The sequence below is a fragment of the Rhodococcus sp. DT1 genome (genome assembly GCF_049844875.1).
Lineage (GTDB): Bacteria > Actinomycetota > Actinomycetes > Mycobacteriales > Mycobacteriaceae > Rhodococcus.
In genome coordinates this window covers 150,457-167,178 of the sequence record NZ_JBNCLW010000004.1, presented here as the reverse complement: position 1 = coordinate 167,178, position 16,722 = coordinate 150,457, and the positions used below count along the sequence as shown (strand labels likewise).

Here is a 16,722-nt window from a genome sequence, read left to right as displayed (position 1 = left end):
GGACCTACCGAAGAGTCCGGCCTGCGAAGCGGCTTGTCGCGGCCGCGTATTCGGCGGCGAGGTCGTCGACGATGGATTTCACCGGCGTGACACCGTCGATCAGGCCCAGACCCTGGCCCGCGGCCCAGATGTTCTTCCACCGCCCCTGCACGTCCGCACCGGCGTTGTAGTCACGGCTGGCCGGTGCGGTGAGGGCGTCGGGATCGAGACCGTTCGCAACCAGGCTGGGACGCAACCACGAGGCGCTGGTCCCGGTGATGCCGGAGCTGACGACGAGATCGTCCGGTCCGTGCTCGACGACCATCTGCTTGTAGTCGGCGGACGCCATGCTTTCCGTCGCCGTGAGGAACCGGGTGCCCATGTAGACGAGATCGGCGCCGGCCGCGACGGCACCTGCCACACCCCAGCCGTCGGCGATGCCCCCGCCGATGACGAGCAGCCCGTCGAAGAACTGCCGTACGGCGGAGACGAACGCGAACGGGGAGAGATGGCCCGTGTGCCCCCCGGCTCCCGCCGAGATGCACGCGAGTCCGTCGACTCCGAAGCCGGCGGCTTTCCGGGCGAGCCGGACGGACACCACATCGGCGAGCACCAGTCCGCCGTATCCCTTGACCGTCTCCATCACCGGTTCCGGAGACCCCAGAGCCGTGATGACCACAGGCGGGCGATGCTCGGCGACCAGGCGCAAGTCCTCCTCGAGACGCTGGTTGGAGCGGTGGGTCACCAGGTTCACCGCCCACGGCGCGGCATCCGGTCCCGCGGCGGCGACACCGTCGGAGATCGTCCCCATCCAACGGTCGAGTTCGGCGGTCGTGCGGCAGTTGGGCGTGGGGAAGGAGCCCACGATTCCGGCCGCGCTCGCCGCGATGACGAGTTCCGGGCCGGACACCAGGAACATCGGGGCCGCGACTACCGGGACGCGCACGCGCGCGGGAACGTCGATCGGAGTGGGGTGGGGTGCTGTGGACATGCTCATAGGGATTCCAGGAGGTCGGTGCGGATGTGGCGTCGCAACAGTTTGCCTACCGCGTTGCGCGGCAAGGTGTCGACGAGTTCGATGCGTTCGGGCAGTTTGAACGACGCGATGTCCCGCGCGCGAAGGTGCGCCGTGAGGTCGTCGAGTGTCGGGGTGACGCCGGCGGTGGGAACCACGACCGCACAGCATTTTTCGCCGAGTACTTCGTCGGGGATACCGATGATCGCGACTTCGGCCACCGCCGGGTGGTCCTGCAGCAGCCCTTCGATCTCTGCCGGTGCGATATTCATACCGCCCCGGATGACGATCTCCTTGATGCGGTCGACGAAGCGCAGGTACTCGCCGTGTTCACCGCACAACTCGAAAACGTCACCGCTGCAGAGGAAGCCGTCCTTGTCGAACGGGGACGACGTCGCGGTGCCCTCGAGGTAACCCGCGAAGACGGTGGGCCCCTTCAACCGGAGTTCGCCGCGGCCGCCGATGGTGTCGACCAGGGCGCCGGTCACGGGATCGATGAGGCGTACCTCGGTGCTGCGGCTCAGACGCACCACCCAGGACCGGTCCGGCGCCGCGTAGTTGGGCAGATGCTGCGCGCGGACGGTCGGGTCCGGGATATCGCCCGGTGCACCGAGAAGGCACACGCCCTCGTTGGATCCGAAGAAATTGATCACCTCGACCCCGTGGTCGTTCTGCCAGGACGCCACGACGGACGGCGGCAGCGGTGCGCCACCCGCCCCGACGCGCGTGAGCGACGAAAGGTCGAACTTGCCGCGCAGGGCGTCGTTCTTGAGCAGCATCGTCAGGATCGCCGGGGGCATGGTGGTGTGGGTGGCCCGGTGGTGCTGGATCTGGCCCAGATAGACCGCGATGTCCAGGGGGTGGTGGTGGACGAGGTGACCTCCACCGAGGAGCCAGGGCAGCAACGCCGCTGCGAACCCGGCCATGTTCACCAAGGGGAACGGGTTCACGAGCACGGAATCCTCCGTGGTTTCGAGGCCGTCCTGCACCCCTCGGCCCACCGCGAGCCAATCGGCGTGGCACCGGGGTACGCCCTTGGGCGCCGCCTCGGTACCGCTCGTCCAGCACACGGTGACCCGGTCGTTGACCGTGCGCACCACTGCGGCCGCATAGGCATCGGCCTCGTCGAGATGGGGTGTGGGCACCGATGCGGTGTCGATCTCGACGGCCTGTTCCGGCACGTGCGGTCCGAAAGCGAATACGGTGCCGAGGGTCCGGTGGCCGGAGGCCAGTTCCGACGCTTCGGTGGCGAGCGAGCGGTCGCCGAGTCTACCCACAGTGACGACGGCGACGGCAGAACACGCATCGACGATGCCGGACAGTTCGTGACGGCGATACGACGCGGGCATCGGGGTCGCCACGGCGCCGAGGCGCCACAGTGCCAGGTAGGTGGCGGTGAGGGCGACCGAATTGGGCATCTGCACGGCAACCGTGTCGTCCTGCCGTATTCCGCGCGCGTGGAATACGGCTGCGACCCGCCGCACGAACTCGTCGAGTTCCTGCCACGTCAGCGACCGGGGCTGTGCCCCGGTGAGATCCGCCAAATTGGCCGGGTCGGTGGTCGCGGCATGCGAAGGCCTGCGCTGTACCCAGGAATCGAAGAGGTCCGGGAGCGTCTCGTCCTGCCACCAGCCCCGTTCCAGGTATTCGGAGACTGTGGCGTCGGGATGACACGCGCGTGCGGTGGGCGGGTGGGAAAGCGGTGTGGACATCAGGGGGCCTTTCGCGAAGTCCGGGTGGGAAAGTGGTCGCGGGTATCGCTCACAGCCGGCGGAGCACCAGGGCTGTGCCGAGACCGAGGGCTGCGGGGATGGTGACGAGCGCGTGCTCGCCTCCGGTGCGTTCGAGCTGGTCGAGTGCGTGAGCCACGAGAATGCCGCCGGTGGCCCCGAGCGGATGTCCGACGGCGAGAGCGCCGCCGTGGACATTGACGCGGGCCGGGTCGAGGTGCAGTTCCTCGATCATCATCAACGGTGTCACGGCGAAGGATTCGTTGATTTCGACAACGTCGAGGTCCTGCGCCGTGATGCCGGCACGTGCGAGCGCCCGGTTCGAGGCGACCACGGGAGCGGTCAGGAGCGGTGAGCGGACCGCGCTCTGCGCCGTCCCGACGATTTGGGCGCGGGGCCGCATCGACAGGGCCGCACCGGCTTCGGCGTCACCGATCAGAATCGCGGAGGCTCCGTCTGCCAGCTGAGGGGCGGTGGCGATTGTGTGCAGTCCCGCCGCCGGGCGCGGTGAATCCGGTAACCGGCGGGCGACCCGCTCCCACCCGGCGTCTTCTCCGAAGAGTGCGGGCAGCGCGGCGAAATCGTCGAGTGTCACTCCGGGGCGCGGGCCCTCGTCCGAATCGAGTTCGGTATCGCCGACTTTCATGCTGATCAGTGACGGCGAGGGGGGCGCGGTGGCGGCACGCCCGTGCGAGGCGACCGCGTAGGCATCGAGCAACTCGCGGGTGAACCCGTACCGTGCCGCCGTGAGATCGGCCGACACCCCGATGGTGACGAACCCGGTGCGTTCACCGAGTTCGGGGTCCACAGCGATCGGGGGCGAATCGGAGAACATCGGCACCCGGGACATCGATTCGACGCCCCCCGCGACCACCGCGCGCGCCGTACCGGCGGCCACCCGTGCGGCTGCGCTTTCGATGGCATCGAGCCCGGAGCAGCACAACCGGGAGACGACGCCGCCGGGGATGTGATCGGGCCAGCCCGCCCACTGCACGGCCGCTCTGGTGAGGTCGCCGGCCTGTTCTCCGGTGGCTGTGCTGATTCCGAGGAGCACGTCGTCCACAACCTCGGATGCACCGCAGCGTTCGTCGAGTGCGGTGAGAAGCCGGGCGATCAGCTCGACCGGACGTACGCCCGCCAGGGTGCCGCCGCTCTTGCGCACGCGGGCACGGGGGAGGCGGACGGCGTCGTAGATGTACGGGGGATTGCTCCGATTCACAGATTTGCTCCGACTCGTTGAATGTCGTGACCCGAGTCACTACAGCTAACGAAGTGATACCGGGTGACGTCGCTCGGTGTCAAGATGGGGACCAAAGGCCCGCGTCAGGGATGGGGCAACATCGGCTCGATCCGGGCACTGTGCCGGTCCACGGGCCCGTCGCACCCCCTGCACTGAAGTTCCGGATGCAGGATCGCGCCGCACTCGCGGTGCAGGATCCGTAGCGGCCCGGGCGCCTCCGGGAAGGCCTGTGTGGACCACCGGATCAGGAAGACGAACACACCGAACAGCGCACGACCGCGGTGCGTCAGGCGGTACTGGCGGTCGGTACCGGACGGGTGGCCGAGGATCTGCGCGGCGCACAGGCGGGCGAGGCGATCGGTGAGCGTCGTCGGGGAGATGTCCAGCGCCGACCGGAATTCTCCGAACCGGCGGGCTCCGGCCAGTGCGAGACCGGTGATCGCGCCGCTCCAGCGATCACCCAGAGCCTCCATCACCGCGTTGAACTGCATGTCTGCCGACACGTTCTTGCCGGCGGGCCCGCGGGTGGAGCGCCGCCGGGCACCGGAGGTCACGGTCCAGATCGCTTCCGCATCCATCTCGATGTCCGTGTCGTGGGTGGTGACGACAGTGCCGCAGGATCCGCAGCGGATGACGGCGGGACCACGGTGCCCGCACACGTCGTGCACCAGGTCGGGCTGCCACGCACCTTCGGGTGTCCACTCCCGTTGCCAGCTCCAGATGCACACCAGGATCGGCCAGGTGGCGGTCCCCAGATCGGTCAGCAGGTAGTCGTGCCGATCCGAGCCGGCCGACTGCGGAGAGCGTTCCAGCACACCGGCCGCTGCCAGTGACTGGAGCCGGTCGGTCAGCACCGAGGACGGGGCACCCGTGAGTTCGAGCCACTGGTTGAAGCGGGTCGTGCCGCTCACGAACGCGTGTCCGAGCAGCGCGAGTGTGAGGCGGTCGCCGAGCAGATCGAGCGTGGCGGCGACCGGATTGACGGTCGCAGTCCGGTCGCTCGGCACGGTGTTGCTTCGGGTCACGGGCCAACCTCCTCCGGTGCGCATCCGTCGTTGCGTGGCTCACACCAAGATGCTTCAATAACTGTACTAAACGGGGACGGCGGGCTTCACCGTCGCGGAACTACTCTCCCAAGACCTCCACCGACCCGTCGAACCGATCTCGAAAGCGAGACGACATGACATCAGCTCAGGTGTGGATCGCCGGCGGCTATCAGAGCGACTTCGCCCGCAACGTCACCAAGGAAGGCTTCGACATCGGCGATCTCACCGCCGAGGTCGCGCGCCGCACGCTCGACGACGCGGGGATCGACGCGAGCGAGGTCGGCGTCGTCCACGTGGGCAATGCCTTCGGCCAGCTCTACACCGGGCAGGGTCACCTCGGGGCGATGCCGGCGTCCATGATCCCCGAACTGTGGGACGTTCCCGCGAGCCGGCACGAGGGAGCATGTGCGTCGGGCTCTCTGGCGATTCTCGCCGCGATGGCCGACCTCGAATCAGGGCGTTACGACTGCGCACTCGTCCTCGGTGTCGAACTCGAGAAGACCGTGCCGGGCGATATCGGCACGAACTACATGAGTCCGGCCGCGTGGGTGGGACGAGAGGGCCAGGACGCAAAATTCATGTGGCCCTACATGTTCGATCGCATCGCCGGCGAGTACACGACCCGGTACGGACTCGACCCGGCGCACCTGTGGGCCATCTCCGAACTCAATATCCGCAACGCCCGGAGCAATCCTCGCGCGCAGACCCGGACACGGTCCTATTCCCCCGAATCGTTCACGGCCGACGACACCGCCAATCCGCTCGTGGAGGGCAGCCTGCGCAAGATCGACTGCGGCCCCCTCACCGACGGAGGAGCAGGCGTGGTCCTCGTCAGCGATCGGTACGTCGCCCGGCATCCGGAGTTCGACGCGGCCCCCCGCTCCCGGATTCTCGGCTGGGGTCACCGCACCGTCGGGCTCTCCCTCGACGAGAAGCTCGCACGCAGTTCGGGCGGCGGCTTGATGTTCCCGCACCTCGCCGACACCGTCGCCGACGCATACGGGCGCGCCGGAATCGGAGGTGTGGACGAACTCGACCTGATCGAAACGCACGACTGCTTCAGCATCAGCGAGTACGTGGCGATCGACCACTTCGGCCTCACGCCGCCCGGCGAAAGCTGGCGCGCCGTGGAAGCCGGCGATCTCGAGATCGGCGGCCGGATGCCCATGAACCCCAGTGGGGGACTCCTGGGCGGAGGACACCCGGTGGGGGCCACGGGCGTGCGCATGGCTCTGGACTGCCATCGCCAGGTCACGGGCACCGCCGGCGCCTACCAGGTCGACGGCGCCCGACGGGCGGCCACCTTCAACTTCGGTGGTAGCACCACCACTTCCGTATCCCTCATCATCGGCTGAGCCGAAGGAGCATCGATGGACCTCGAAATTCTCGGCCGCGCATTGTCGACGCTGCCCACCGACGACGATCACCCCTATCGCACCGGGCCGTGGCGACCCCAGGTCACCGAGCACCGCGCCGACGATCTCGAGGTCGTCGGGGAACTGCCCGCCGATCTCGACGGGGTGTACATCCGGAACACCGAGAATCCGGTGCACCCTGCCCAGCAGGGCCGCTACCACCCGTTCGACGGTGACGGCATGGTGCATGTCGTCGGCTTCCGCGACGGGAAGGCGTTCTACCGGAACCGTTTCGTCCAGACGGACGGCTTCGTCGCCGAGCAGGAAGCCGGTCGCGCGCTCTGGGCGGGAATCGCCGAGAATCCGGCGAAGTCGGAACGCACCGACGGCTGGGGTGCGCGCACAAGGATGAAGGACGGATCGAGCACGGATGTCACCGTGCACAACGGGGTTGCACTCACCAGTTTCTGGCAGTGCGGCGACTTGTACCGGGTGGATCCGATGTCGCTCGAGACCGTCGGCAAAGCGGAGTGGGGCGGCGACTTCCCGTCGAATCTCGGAGTGTCGGCGCATCCCAAGGTCGATCACCGTACCGGGGAGATGCTCTTCTTCAACTACGGAACGGACGCGCCGTACATGCATTACGGCGTCGTCGACTCGTCCGACAAACTCGTGCACTACACCGACATCGAATTGCCCGGTCCTCGGCTACCCCACGACATGGCCTTCACCGAGAACTACGCCATCCTCAACGACTGCCCGCTCTTCTGGATACCCGAGGCTCTCGCGGCGGGTAAGTACGTCTCGCGTTTCCACCCCGATATTCCGATGCGCCTCGGCGTGCTCCCGCGGCGCGGCGGCGGGAGCGAGATCAGGTGGTTCGACGCGGCTCCCACTTACGTCCTGCACTGGACGAATGCCTACGAGGACGGCGACGAGATCGTCCTGGAAGGGTTCCACCAGGAGACACCCGAGCCGGAGGACACCGGGAACGGGTCGATCTACCAGCGCATGTTCCGCTTTCTCGCTCTCGACAGAATGGGCACGCACCTGCACCGGTGGCGCCTGAACCTGCGCACCGGCGGCGTCACGGAAGAGCGCCTCTCCGAACGGGTCACGGAGTTCGGCATGATCAGTCCCGTACACACGGGAGTACCGCACCGCTACACGTATGCGGCGACGGGCCTGCCCGGGTGGTTCCTGTTCGACGGCCTCGTCAAGCACGACTCGCTGACCGGCGCCGAGGAGCACTACGCGCTCGGTGAGGGAGTGTTCGGAAGCGAAACCGTGATGGCGCCGCGGATCGGGTCTTCGGGTGAGGACGACGGATACCTCGTCACCATGACCGTCGACATGAACCGTGATCTGTCCGAGTGCCTCGTCTTCGACGCACAGCGTCTCGCCGACGGCCCGGTCGCCCGGATTCGTCTTCCGGAACGGGTCAGTTCGGGCACGCACTCCACGTGGGCGTCGGGTGCGGAGATCCCCGGGTGGCGAACCGCCGAGCGGCCCGAGGACGCAGTCGGTTTGTAACCAGGGTGTGCCGGCGGGCGGTGTAGACACGTCGCCGATTCGAGTTACCGTCGTTCTTCCGCTCACCGGCGACGGAGCGGTTACCGTTCTGCCCATGACTGTTTCGCGACGGCGATGGACGCTCCTCACGGTCGGTGCGTGCATCGCCGGGGCGGGTGTCTCGACGGCTCCGGCCGCCGCTGCCGACCCGGCGGGAGCGTGCATCCAGAACGCCGGCGGAATCGTCTCGGTGGACGGGGCCGATCCTGTCCCCGCCGTGTTCGGCTTCGACGGCCCACGGCTTCTCGGCGTCGAGGGCGGCACCGGCAACGCCTGCATCACCAATGTCGGCCCGGGCACGGTGAGCGTGAGCCACCCGGAGGGCCGGGTTGCGGGACGCACCGAGGTGTCGACGGCATTCGTCGAGATGCGCGTCGACGGGGGCGTCGGCAACGTCGCGGTGACGAACTTCGGAACGGGCGCGGTCGCCGTCGACCGCCGGTCGGTCACACCGGAACCCGCGGCGCCGAGCACACCCCCGCCGGATCCCGGGATGCCGGAGATATCGGTCGACGCGGGCACCGACGGCGTGTTCGTGACGAACATCGGCACCGGTGCGGTCACCGTCACGGACGGCGACCCGGGACCGCTGCCCCCATCGGTTCCGCCACCCCCCGGCGCGGTGATCACCGATCCGGTCACCGGAAACGTCTACGTCACCAACCTTTTCGGTCCGGATATCGCCGTGGTCGATCCTCCGGCAGGGACCGGAGCGAGCGTGGTCGACCGATCGGTACCGGGCACCGATGTGGACTACGGGACGGGCAACGTCTTCGTGACGAACATCGGCGGCGGGCAGGTCACCGTCGTCCGGTGAGGACGATCCCGGCGTGCGGCGACCTGTACTGTTCCACGCCCTTGCTCGAACACCTCACGCCCGACGCCAACGGGCGTCGCGAGGCCCAGATCCGCGAGTTCTACCGATCGCAGATCCATCAGGACTATTCGAACCACCCGGTCGACGAACGTGGCACCACCGCGACCCGCTGGCTACGGGATTGGATCGCATCCAAGGCGTGAGCCGGGCACGACCTCAGTACAGGTATTCGCGATAGAGTTCGCGCTTCCCGGCTTCGGCGTCGGCGGGGACGTCGATGGAGACGAGTTCGGCGTGCATATCGCGCATGCTGGGGACGAGTTCGTGTTTCGGATACGTCGTCGCGTCCCAGAGCTTCGCGCGGAGCATCGCGCGGGCGCAGTGCAGGAACACTTCGTCGATGCGGACGATCACCGCGAGCAGAGCCGGCTTCCCGCTCAGCGACAGCTTCTCGAGAAGCTCGGGGTCGGTCGAGAGAGTGGCACGGCCGTTGATCCGCAGAACTTCTTCGTCGCCGGGGACGAAGAAGAGCAAACCCACGTGCGGGTTCTCGAGGATGTTCCGGTAGGAGTCGGCGCGCCGGTTTCCCGGCCGGTCCGGCAACACGATCGTGTGGTCGTCGAGGACCAGCACCGAAGACGTGAGGTCGCCCCGAGGGGAGCAGTCGCAGTTGCCCGCGGCATCGGCGGTCGCGAGGGTGAAGAAGCGGGCGAGCGACAGAAAGTTGCGGATGAGCGGCGTCAGATGCGGTCGGGCCTTGTCGACGATCGCCGGATGCGGTGCCCCGAGGACCGCCTCGAGTTCGTGTTGTGTGCTGAGCCCGTTCTGCACGAGCTCGTCGATCCTGTCCGCATCCATCCGGTGCCACCTCCGGCGGTGACCGTACCAACCGGGTCGGCGGCGTCTGCACCCGGAACAGGGTTCTTCCTCTCCTACCCGACGGGCGACACAACCGGCGCGGCCATGTGGGGAGACGAACGGCACCCCGGCGCGCGGAGTCGTTCGATGTCACGCTTCACGCTCGCCTTATAACCGGAGTGTAAAACCGGCGCAGGCATGCCGGGATATCTGTTTACGGTGGGAACCATGGAGAAGGCAGCCGAGACCTCGCCGAGCCTATGAGCGCCGAGTCGACGGTCATGAAGTTCCGGTCGGCTACACAGCGGGCCTTCGACGACGTGACCGAGATGCTGGGTCCCAAGCGACGGCCGGACGCCCTGGCGTGCTGGTGTCTCACCTACCGCCTCGGCGCGGAGGCGGCCGGACTGGACGCCGGCGAGCGCCGGGAGCGGGTGTTCGAGATGTGCGCTCACCGTCCGGCCCCGGGAATCCTCGCGTATCTCGACGGAGAGGTGGTCGGATGGGCGGGCGTCGCACCCCGCTCCCGGGTCGCCGCGTTGCAGGACACGGAGACCTATCCACTGGTGGACGGGGTCGATCCGTGGTCGATCTTCTGTCTCCGTACGAAGGGGCGGCGGCGCCGCAGGGGTATCGGACAGCAACTCCTGCTCGGAGCGATCGCGTTCGCACGTGAGCACGGCGCCGAGGTCGTCGAGGGCTATCCCCTCGATACCGGAGACAAGGTCGATGCCGTGTTCACCTACCCGGGGTTGCGCTCGATGTTCGAGAAGGCCGGGTTCGTCGAGGTCGCGCCCGTGCGGGGAACCCTCGGCGGCGCGCCCCGGGTCGTCATGCGCCTGGCCACTCCGCGCACCCGGCGGTAACCGGGGCTGGGTCGGCACCGATTTACACCCGCAGGGTGTCCCTCACGTGGCCGGTCTCGTTGATCGAGGCGACCCGGCGAGTTCCCGTGCGTGAAACCAGGATGCGGGTGACCGACGTGTATTCGATCGGGAACATCAGCGGTCGCGGAAGACCGAGCAGGTCTTGCAGCACCACGTTGACCACTCCGCCGTGCACGAAGATCGCAGCGGTGTCGGAGTGGTCGCACGAGGCCACGACATGGTCGAGTCCCCGCAGCACCCGGGTGCGGAAAAGTTCCGCGTCGACGAAGTCCGGTAGCTCGCCGGCACGGATTCGGGCGTAGGCGTCCGACGCGACATTCTTGGCGGTCTCGATGGTGAGGTAGTGGTCGAGGCCGTAGTCGTACTCGGCGAGATCCTCCACCCGTTCGACCTCGAGCTGCCGGGTCGCGGCAACCGGTTCCGCGGTCTGGGCCGCGCGCTGCTGGGGGCTCGAGAACAGCCGCGTGATCCGGTACGGCGCGAGCGCGTCCGGGAGACGCTCGGCTTGCCGTCGTCCGCCCTCCGTGAGCGGCGGGTCGACCGGGAGGCCGTTGCCGGAACGCGCGTTGTTCGGCTCAGCGTGGCGGATCAGAAGTAGCTGCACGGACTTCACGATGCCAGGTGCGGCGGTTTCACGTGAAACCGCCTGTCAGGACCGGCGCGGCCTCGCGAACGGGAACGCCAGCGACTCGCGGATGCTGCCGCCGAGGACAAGCATGACGATCCGGTCGACACCCATACCCAGTCCGCCGGTAGGCGGCATCGCGTATTCGAGCGCTTCCAGGAAGTCCTCGTCGAGTTGCATCGCCTCTTCGTCGCCGCCGGCGGCGAGCAGCGACTGCCGGGTGAGACGGGCACGCTGGTCGACCGGGTCGGTGAGTTCGCTGTAGGCCGTGCCGAGTTCGACTCCCCAGGCCACCAGATCCCACTTCGCGGCGACACCCGGTTTACGGGGGTGGGGCCGGGTCAGGGGTGACACCGACGACGGGAAGTCGGTGTAGAACGTCGGGAATTCGGTGCGGGCCTCGACGAGGTGCTCGTACATCTTCTGCGCGGTTGCGCCCGCGTCCCACGACGGGTTGTAGGCGATCCGGTGCTCGTCGCAGAGGCGTCGCAGTACGTCGGCGGGCGTTTGTGCATCGACGAACGTGCCGAGTGCTTCGGAGAGGGCATCGTGGAACGTCGTGACGGGCCACTCTCCCGAGATGTCGATCTCGGTCGATGTGCCGTCCGGATTCGGGCGCAGGACGACCTCGCGGCCGTGTGCCGCACGCGCGGCGGCCTGGATCAGTTCGCGGGCGACGACCCGCATCTTCTCGTAATCACTGTGTGCTTCATAGGCTTCGAGGATTGTGAACTCGGGATTGTGTGTGAAGTCGGCACCCTCGTTGCGGAAGGCGCGTCCGATCTCGAACACCTTCGGCATGCCCGCGACACACAGTCGCTTGAGGTACAACTCGGGGGCGATCCGGAGGTAGAGGTCGGTGTCGTAGGCATTGATGTGCGTGACGAACGGCGCCGCGTTGGCGCCGCCGTGCACCGCCTGCAGGATCGGGGTCTCGACCTCGAGGTATCCGCGGGACTGTAGTTCCTCGCGCAGCGACCGCACGACCGCACTTCGGCCGGCGAGATGGCCGCGCGCCCCGGTGTCGACCGCGAGGTCGAGGTAACGCTGCCGCACTTTGGTTTCGGGATCGGTGAGCCCGTGCCACTTGCCGGGTAGGGGGTGCAGGCACTTGCCGTCGATTCGCCACGAGTCGGCGAGCACCGAGATCTCCCCGCTCCGGCTGCGTCCCATTCGGCCGGTCACCTCCACGAGGTCACCCAGATCGAACAGGAAGCGCTGTCCGGCAACGCGTTGGCTGTCGACGAGAATCTGGATGTCACCGGACCAATCGCGGAGAACCGCGAACAGCACCTCACCGAAATCCCGGATGCGCATCAGCCGTCCGGCGACGACGACACGCGTGCCGGTGAGGGCGTTACGTGCTTCGGCGGCGGTGTGCGTCGGGGGGATCGCGACGGGATACGGGTCCACCCCGTGCTCGATGATGCGTTCGAGGGTCGCCCTCCGCACCCGGTCCTGTTCCGGACGGGTATCGCTGCGGGCGTCCACGGTGTCGGTGTCGCCCGGCGCCGAGTCGGGTGCGCTTCCGTCGTCGTGCAGTGCTTCTGCCGAGTCGACGTTGTGGGGGAACGACGAATGGGTGCCGGTGTGGGTGCGCGTGGTACGACGGCCGAAGCTCGGCAGGGTGAGGAATCCTTCGGCAACGGCTGCGGCGAGCGCGACCCGCGGGATCTCCCGTGTCTCGCGGAAGCACAGATACCGCGGTACCCACTCGGGCCGGTATTTCACGTTGGAGCGATACAGCGACTCGAGTTGCCACCACCGCGAGAAGAACAGCAGGATCGACCGCCACATTCGCATGATCGGCCCGGCTCCGAGGCGTGAACCCTCTTCGAATGCGGAGCGGAACACCGCGAAGTTGAGGGACACACGATGGATCCCGAATTCCGGTGCCTGGGAGCACAGTTCGGACACCATCAACTCGACGATGCCGTTGGGGGCGTGCGGATCGCGCCGCATCAGATCGAGGGAGACTCCGTCGGAGCCCCACGGGACCAGCGACAGCATCGCGACGACCGACCCGTCGACCACTGCCTCGACGAGCAGGCAGTCGCCGTCGATCGGATCGCCGAGGCGCCCGAGGGCCATGGAGAACCCACGCTCGGATTCGGTGTCACGCCACGCGTCGGCGCGCTGAGCGACCGCGGACATCTCGATCGGAGACAGATCCCGGTGGCGGGTGATGCGCACTGTCGCACCGTGTTTCCGCGCCCGATTGACGGCTTGGCGGACGGGACGCATCTCACGACCCGCGAGAGTGAAACTGTCCGTGGACAGCACTGCCTCGTCTCCCAGTTCCAGAACGTTCAGTCCCGCACGGTGATACGCCGTCGCCCCTTCCCTGCCGGCGCCGAGCACAGCGGGTGTCCAGCCGTAGGCGCGTGCCAGGTCGAGCCATTCGTCGATCGCGTGCGGCCAGGCTTCCGGATTCCCGATGGGATCGCCGCTCGCGAGACAGACTCCGAGTTCGACCCGGTAGGTCACCGCAGCTTTGCCGCTCGGCGCGAATTCGACCCCCTTGTCGCGCCGCGTCGCGAAATAGCCGAGCGAGTCGTCGCTCTGGGACAGGAGCCCTCGGATCGCCGATTCGTCGGATCCGGTGAGGGCGTTGGTGGAGCGCTGGGACCGGAACAGCACCACGACGGCGGCGAGCACAGCCAGTGCGCCGAGCAGACCGAGGGTCGTGTTGACGAATCCGTGCGGGCGACCAGCGAACTGGTCGTTGTCGATGAATCCCAGCGCGGTGACACGGTTCAGTGCCCACAGGAAGCGGTCGGCGGGCGGCAGGGTGCCGGGAAAGAGTTCGACCAGACCCCATCCGGCGAGGGTGCCGGCGACCAGTCCGCCGGCGAGCACACCCACCGACGTCCAGACCGCGCCGCGCCGGACCCGGGTGTAGAACTCCGGGTACGCGAGGAGCAGGACGGCTACCACCGCGAGATGCACAACGAGGGCCACCAGGTGCGTGGCGTCGCTCTCGACGATCGCGGACACGAGATTGGTGATCGTGAAGCCGCCGAGGTAGATCGTGAGAATCCACCACGCGATGCGTTTACGCCCTGCGACTGCTCCGGCGAGCAGTCCGACGACCAGTGCGAGCGCGAGACTCGTGTCGGGGGCGTCGAAGTAGTACTCGTCGATGTATTCGCGCGGCGTGCGGATCAGAAACCGGAGGGTGGGCGAAATCGACCACGCGGCCATCGCGATCGCGTACACGCCGAGGATCAGCCCGGCGATGTGCGGAACGGCGGTGAGGTGACTGCTCAGGCGTGCCGACAGCGACGGGTGGGGCTCCGGGGTACGCCGTTCCCGGGCCGCCGAGGGCGACGGTGACGGCGACGACGAGGGCGGCGCTATGGGATCCGCAGACATGCACCGACCGTAACGCTACGGCCGGTGCACGGCGCCGGGAACCCTCCGAGTGACCGGCGGGAGCGCGGTCACTTGGAGTGCATCCCTATCGAATTCGTCCGGATTCGGGTGTGGGGGTCACTCCGGGCGTGTCGTCGTCGGTCGCGGCGTGTTCGTCGGGCTCGGTCCGGGACAGCGCACTCGGCCACCAGATCTTCTTGCCGATGTCGATGGACAGCGCGGGCACGAGGAGCGCTCGGACCAGCAGGGCATCGAGCAACACACCGAACGCGACGATGAACGCCAGTTGTGCGAGGAACAGCAACGGGATCACAGCGAGCGCCGAGAACGTCGCGGCCAGAACGACGCCCGCCGAGGTGATGACGCCGCCGGTGACGGTCAGTGCGCGCAACACGCCCTGCCGGGTACCGACCTTCTTGGTCTCCTCTCGGACTCGGGTCATCAGGAAGATGTTGTAGTCGATACCCAAGGCCACGAGGAACACGAAGCCGAACAACGGCACCACCGGATCCGCACCGGGGAAACCGAATACGTGATTGAACAACAGCGACGACACGCCGAGTGTGGCCGCGAACGACAGGATCACGGTGAGCATCAGCAGGATCGGCGCGACGACGGCGCGCAGCAGCACGATGAGCACCAGCAGCACTACCAGGGTCACGACCGGAATGATGAGGGTCCGGTCCCGGGTGGCAGTGTCCTTGGTGTCGAGGTCGACGGCGGTGGGACCACCGACCAGCGCATCCGCCTCCGGCACGGCGTGGGTCACATCGCGGATTCTTTCGACGGTCTGTTCTGCGGCGAGCGAGTCGGCGGGATCCGACAACGTGGCCTGAACCGCGACGAGTCCGTCGATGACGACAGGTACGTCGCCCGGTCCGGTGACGGGCCGGGCCTCCGTGACACCTTCGACCCCGGCCGTGGCGTCGACGATTGCGTCCAGCGAGGATTCACGCGCGACGACGATCGTGGGCGATCCGGTGCCGGCGTCGAAGTGCTCGCCCAGGACCTCCTGGCCGGACTTCGAGTCGGTCTGGAGGAGGAACACGTCGGAGGACGCGACCCCGCTGGCCTTGAACTGGGGAGCGAGGATGCCGAACGCGACGAGCACGAGCGTGCACACGATCCAGATGGGGCGGGGCTTGGAGCCGACCCATCGGGCGACACGGCCCCAGAAGCGGTGTCCGCTGTCGATGTCGTCCTGGTCCGTGCCGGGTTCGTACTTGGGCCGGGTGGGCCAGAACGCGGTCCGGCCGAGCAGAACGAGTGCGGCGGGCAGGAAGGTGACGGAGGCGAGGAAGGACGCGGCGATACCGATCGCCGCGACCGGACCGAGGCCGCGGTTGGAGTTCAGGTCGGAGAGCAGCAGGCACAGGACGCCGAGGATGACGGTGCCCGCGGACGCGGCGATCGGTTCGATCGACCCACGGAGCGCCGCGCGCATCGCGGTGTACTTGTCCTGCTCCATCCGGAGTTCTTCGCGGTATCGGGATACGAGGAGCAGTGCGTAGTCGGTGGCGGCGCCGAACACCAGGATGAACATGATGCCCTGGCTCTGCCCGTTGAGCGCGATGATGTCGGCGTTGGCGAGCTGGTACACCACCAGGCTCGCGAGGGCCAGTGCGAACACCGCCGAGATGATGACGACGAACGGCAGGATCGGACTGCGGTAGACCACCACGAGGATGACGAGGACGACGCCGCCGGCGACGAGCAGCAACAGACCGTCGATGCCCCCGAAGGCCGACGACAGGTCGGCGGCCTGGCCGGCCGGTCCCGTCACGTGGACGGTCAACCCCTCAGGGGCGTTCTCCAGTGCCGTACGCAGTTCCTCGACGGCGTCCCCTACCTCCCCGGAGGCATCGATCGGGACGATCATCTGCACCGCGCTGCCGTCCTCGGACGGGATCGGTGGCGGACCGGCCGATTCGGACGCGATGAACTCGATGTCTTCGGGGGTGATCGCACCGTCGCGTTCGGCGACCACGATCGCCGGGATGAACTCGCTGCTGTTGAACTGCGCATAGAGCTCGTCGGCCCGGGTGGACTCGGCGGAGGCCGGGAGGAACGAACTGGCGTCGGTGGACGCGACTTCGCTGAGCTTGCCGGCGAACGGCCCGCCTCCGCCTGCGGCTACGAGCCACGCGATGAGGAGGAGGGCGGGGAGCAGCCACCTCCAGCGACCGGTCTTTCGCGGTGGTGCGGTTGCAGTGCTCAAGATTC

13 protein-coding genes are annotated in these 16,722 nt (G+C 67.7%); 5 read left to right on the top strand and 8 right to left on the bottom strand.

The window, feature by feature from the left end:
- Positions 1-4 precede the first annotated feature (4 nt).
- The 4 genes from ACLQ3J_RS11440 to ACLQ3J_RS11425 form a co-directional block, all read right to left on the bottom strand.
- Positions 5-976 carry an NAD(P)H-dependent flavin oxidoreductase gene (locus ACLQ3J_RS11440; RefSeq protein ID WP_425903277.1) on the bottom strand — a complete coding sequence of 324 codons (972 nt, stop codon included), beginning with the start codon at positions 974-976 and terminating at the stop codon, positions 5-7.
- Positions 973-2,706 carry a class I adenylate-forming enzyme family protein gene (locus tag ACLQ3J_RS11435; RefSeq protein ID WP_425903276.1) on the bottom strand — a complete coding sequence of 578 codons (1,734 nt, stop codon included), beginning with the start codon at positions 2,704-2,706 and terminating at the stop codon, positions 973-975. Before ACLQ3J_RS11435 ends, ACLQ3J_RS11440 begins: the two co-directional genes overlap by 4 nt.
- 49 nt (positions 2,707-2,755) lie before the next feature.
- The gene (locus tag ACLQ3J_RS11430; protein WP_425903275.1) at positions 2,756-3,943 is read right to left on the bottom strand and encodes an acetyl-CoA C-acyltransferase; all 1,188 of its coding nucleotides are present in this window, start codon (positions 3,941-3,943) and stop codon (positions 2,756-2,758) included.
- Positions 3,944-4,047: 104 nt separating this feature from the next.
- Positions 4,048-4,989, bottom strand: a complete 942-nt coding sequence (locus tag ACLQ3J_RS11425) for a winged helix-turn-helix transcriptional regulator (protein WP_296550666.1) — start codon at positions 4,987-4,989, stop codon at positions 4,048-4,050.
- 155 nt (positions 4,990-5,144) lie between these two features.
- Here ACLQ3J_RS11425 and ACLQ3J_RS11420 point away from each other — a divergent pair, with 155 nt between their 5' ends.
- From ACLQ3J_RS11420 to ACLQ3J_RS11405, 4 genes are all read left to right on the top strand, one after another.
- Positions 5,145-6,365: an acetyl-CoA acetyltransferase gene (locus ACLQ3J_RS11420; protein WP_296550665.1), complete on the top strand. Its 1,221-nt coding sequence runs from the start codon at positions 5,145-5,147 to the stop codon at positions 6,363-6,365.
- 15 nt (positions 6,366-6,380) lie between these two features.
- Complete coding sequence (locus ACLQ3J_RS11415; RefSeq protein WP_296550664.1) at positions 6,381-7,898, top strand: carotenoid oxygenase family protein; 1,518 nt, start codon at positions 6,381-6,383, stop codon at positions 7,896-7,898.
- 94 nt (positions 7,899-7,992) lie between these two features.
- Positions 7,993-8,754 carry a hypothetical protein gene (locus tag ACLQ3J_RS11410; protein ID WP_296550663.1) on the top strand — a complete coding sequence of 254 codons (762 nt, stop codon included), beginning with the start codon at positions 7,993-7,995 and terminating at the stop codon, positions 8,752-8,754.
- On the top strand, positions 8,751-8,957 hold the full coding sequence (locus tag ACLQ3J_RS11405; protein WP_296550662.1) for a hypothetical protein: 207 nt from the start codon (positions 8,751-8,753) through the stop codon (positions 8,955-8,957). The genes ACLQ3J_RS11410 and ACLQ3J_RS11405 overlap by 4 nt, the downstream gene beginning before the upstream one ends.
- A gap of 13 nt (positions 8,958-8,970) precedes the next feature.
- Here ACLQ3J_RS11405 and ACLQ3J_RS11400 read toward each other — a convergent pair whose 3' ends face one another.
- A complete protein-coding gene (locus ACLQ3J_RS11400) occupies positions 8,971-9,612 on the bottom strand; it encodes an MSMEG_1061 family FMN-dependent PPOX-type flavoprotein (protein WP_296550661.1) in 642 nt (213 codons plus the stop codon).
- A 260-nt stretch (positions 9,613-9,872) separates the two neighbouring features.
- Between ACLQ3J_RS11400 and ACLQ3J_RS11395 the strand changes: the two genes are divergently transcribed.
- The gene (locus ACLQ3J_RS11395) at positions 9,873-10,478 is read left to right on the top strand and encodes a GNAT family N-acetyltransferase (protein WP_422424385.1); all 606 of its coding nucleotides are present in this window, start codon (positions 9,873-9,875) and stop codon (positions 10,476-10,478) included.
- Positions 10,479-10,500: 22 nt separating this feature from the next.
- Here ACLQ3J_RS11395 and ACLQ3J_RS11390 read toward each other — a convergent pair whose 3' ends face one another.
- The 3 genes from ACLQ3J_RS11390 to ACLQ3J_RS11380 all read right to left on the bottom strand — a co-directional run bounded on the left by ACLQ3J_RS11390 (position 10,501) and on the right by ACLQ3J_RS11380 (position 16,717).
- Positions 10,501-11,103 carry a histidine phosphatase family protein gene (locus ACLQ3J_RS11390; RefSeq protein ID WP_378527226.1) on the bottom strand — a complete coding sequence of 201 codons (603 nt, stop codon included), beginning with the start codon at positions 11,101-11,103 and terminating at the stop codon, positions 10,501-10,503.
- 45 nt (positions 11,104-11,148) lie between these two features.
- On the bottom strand, positions 11,149-14,499 hold the full coding sequence (gene lysX / locus ACLQ3J_RS11385; protein WP_425903271.1) for a bifunctional lysylphosphatidylglycerol synthetase/lysine--tRNA ligase LysX: 3,351 nt from the start codon (positions 14,497-14,499) through the stop codon (positions 11,149-11,151).
- Between the two features lie 85 nt (positions 14,500-14,584).
- Positions 14,585-16,717, bottom strand: coding sequence for an MMPL family transporter (locus ACLQ3J_RS11380; RefSeq protein ID WP_169620848.1), 2,133 nt, complete (start codon positions 16,715-16,717; stop codon positions 14,585-14,587).
- Positions 16,718-16,722 lie beyond the last annotated feature (5 nt).

What these genes read in the sequence shown, in the direction of transcription:
- ACLQ3J_RS11440 (WP_425903277.1), bottom strand. Translation starts at nt 976, where the DNA reads ATGAGCATGTCCACAGCACCCCACCCCACTCCGATCGACGTTCCCGCG.
- ACLQ3J_RS11435 (WP_425903276.1), bottom strand. Translation starts at nt 2,706, where the DNA reads ATGTCCACACCGCTTTCCCACCCGCCCACCGCACGCGCGTGTCATCCC.
- ACLQ3J_RS11420 (WP_296550665.1), top strand. Translation starts at nt 5,145, where the DNA reads ATGACATCAGCTCAGGTGTGGATCGCCGGCGGCTATCAGAGCGACTTC.
- ACLQ3J_RS11415 (WP_296550664.1), top strand. Translation starts at nt 6,381, where the DNA reads ATGGACCTCGAAATTCTCGGCCGCGCATTGTCGACGCTGCCCACCGAC.
- ACLQ3J_RS11410 (WP_296550663.1), top strand. Translation starts at nt 7,993, where the DNA reads ATGACTGTTTCGCGACGGCGATGGACGCTCCTCACGGTCGGTGCGTGC.
- ACLQ3J_RS11400 (WP_296550661.1), bottom strand. Translation starts at nt 9,612, where the DNA reads ATGGATGCGGACAGGATCGACGAGCTCGTGCAGAACGGGCTCAGCACA.
- ACLQ3J_RS11395 (WP_422424385.1), top strand. Translation starts at nt 9,873, where the DNA reads ATGAGCGCCGAGTCGACGGTCATGAAGTTCCGGTCGGCTACACAGCGG.
- lysX (WP_425903271.1), bottom strand. Translation starts at nt 14,499, where the DNA reads ATGTCTGCGGATCCCATAGCGCCGCCCTCGTCGTCGCCGTCACCGTCG.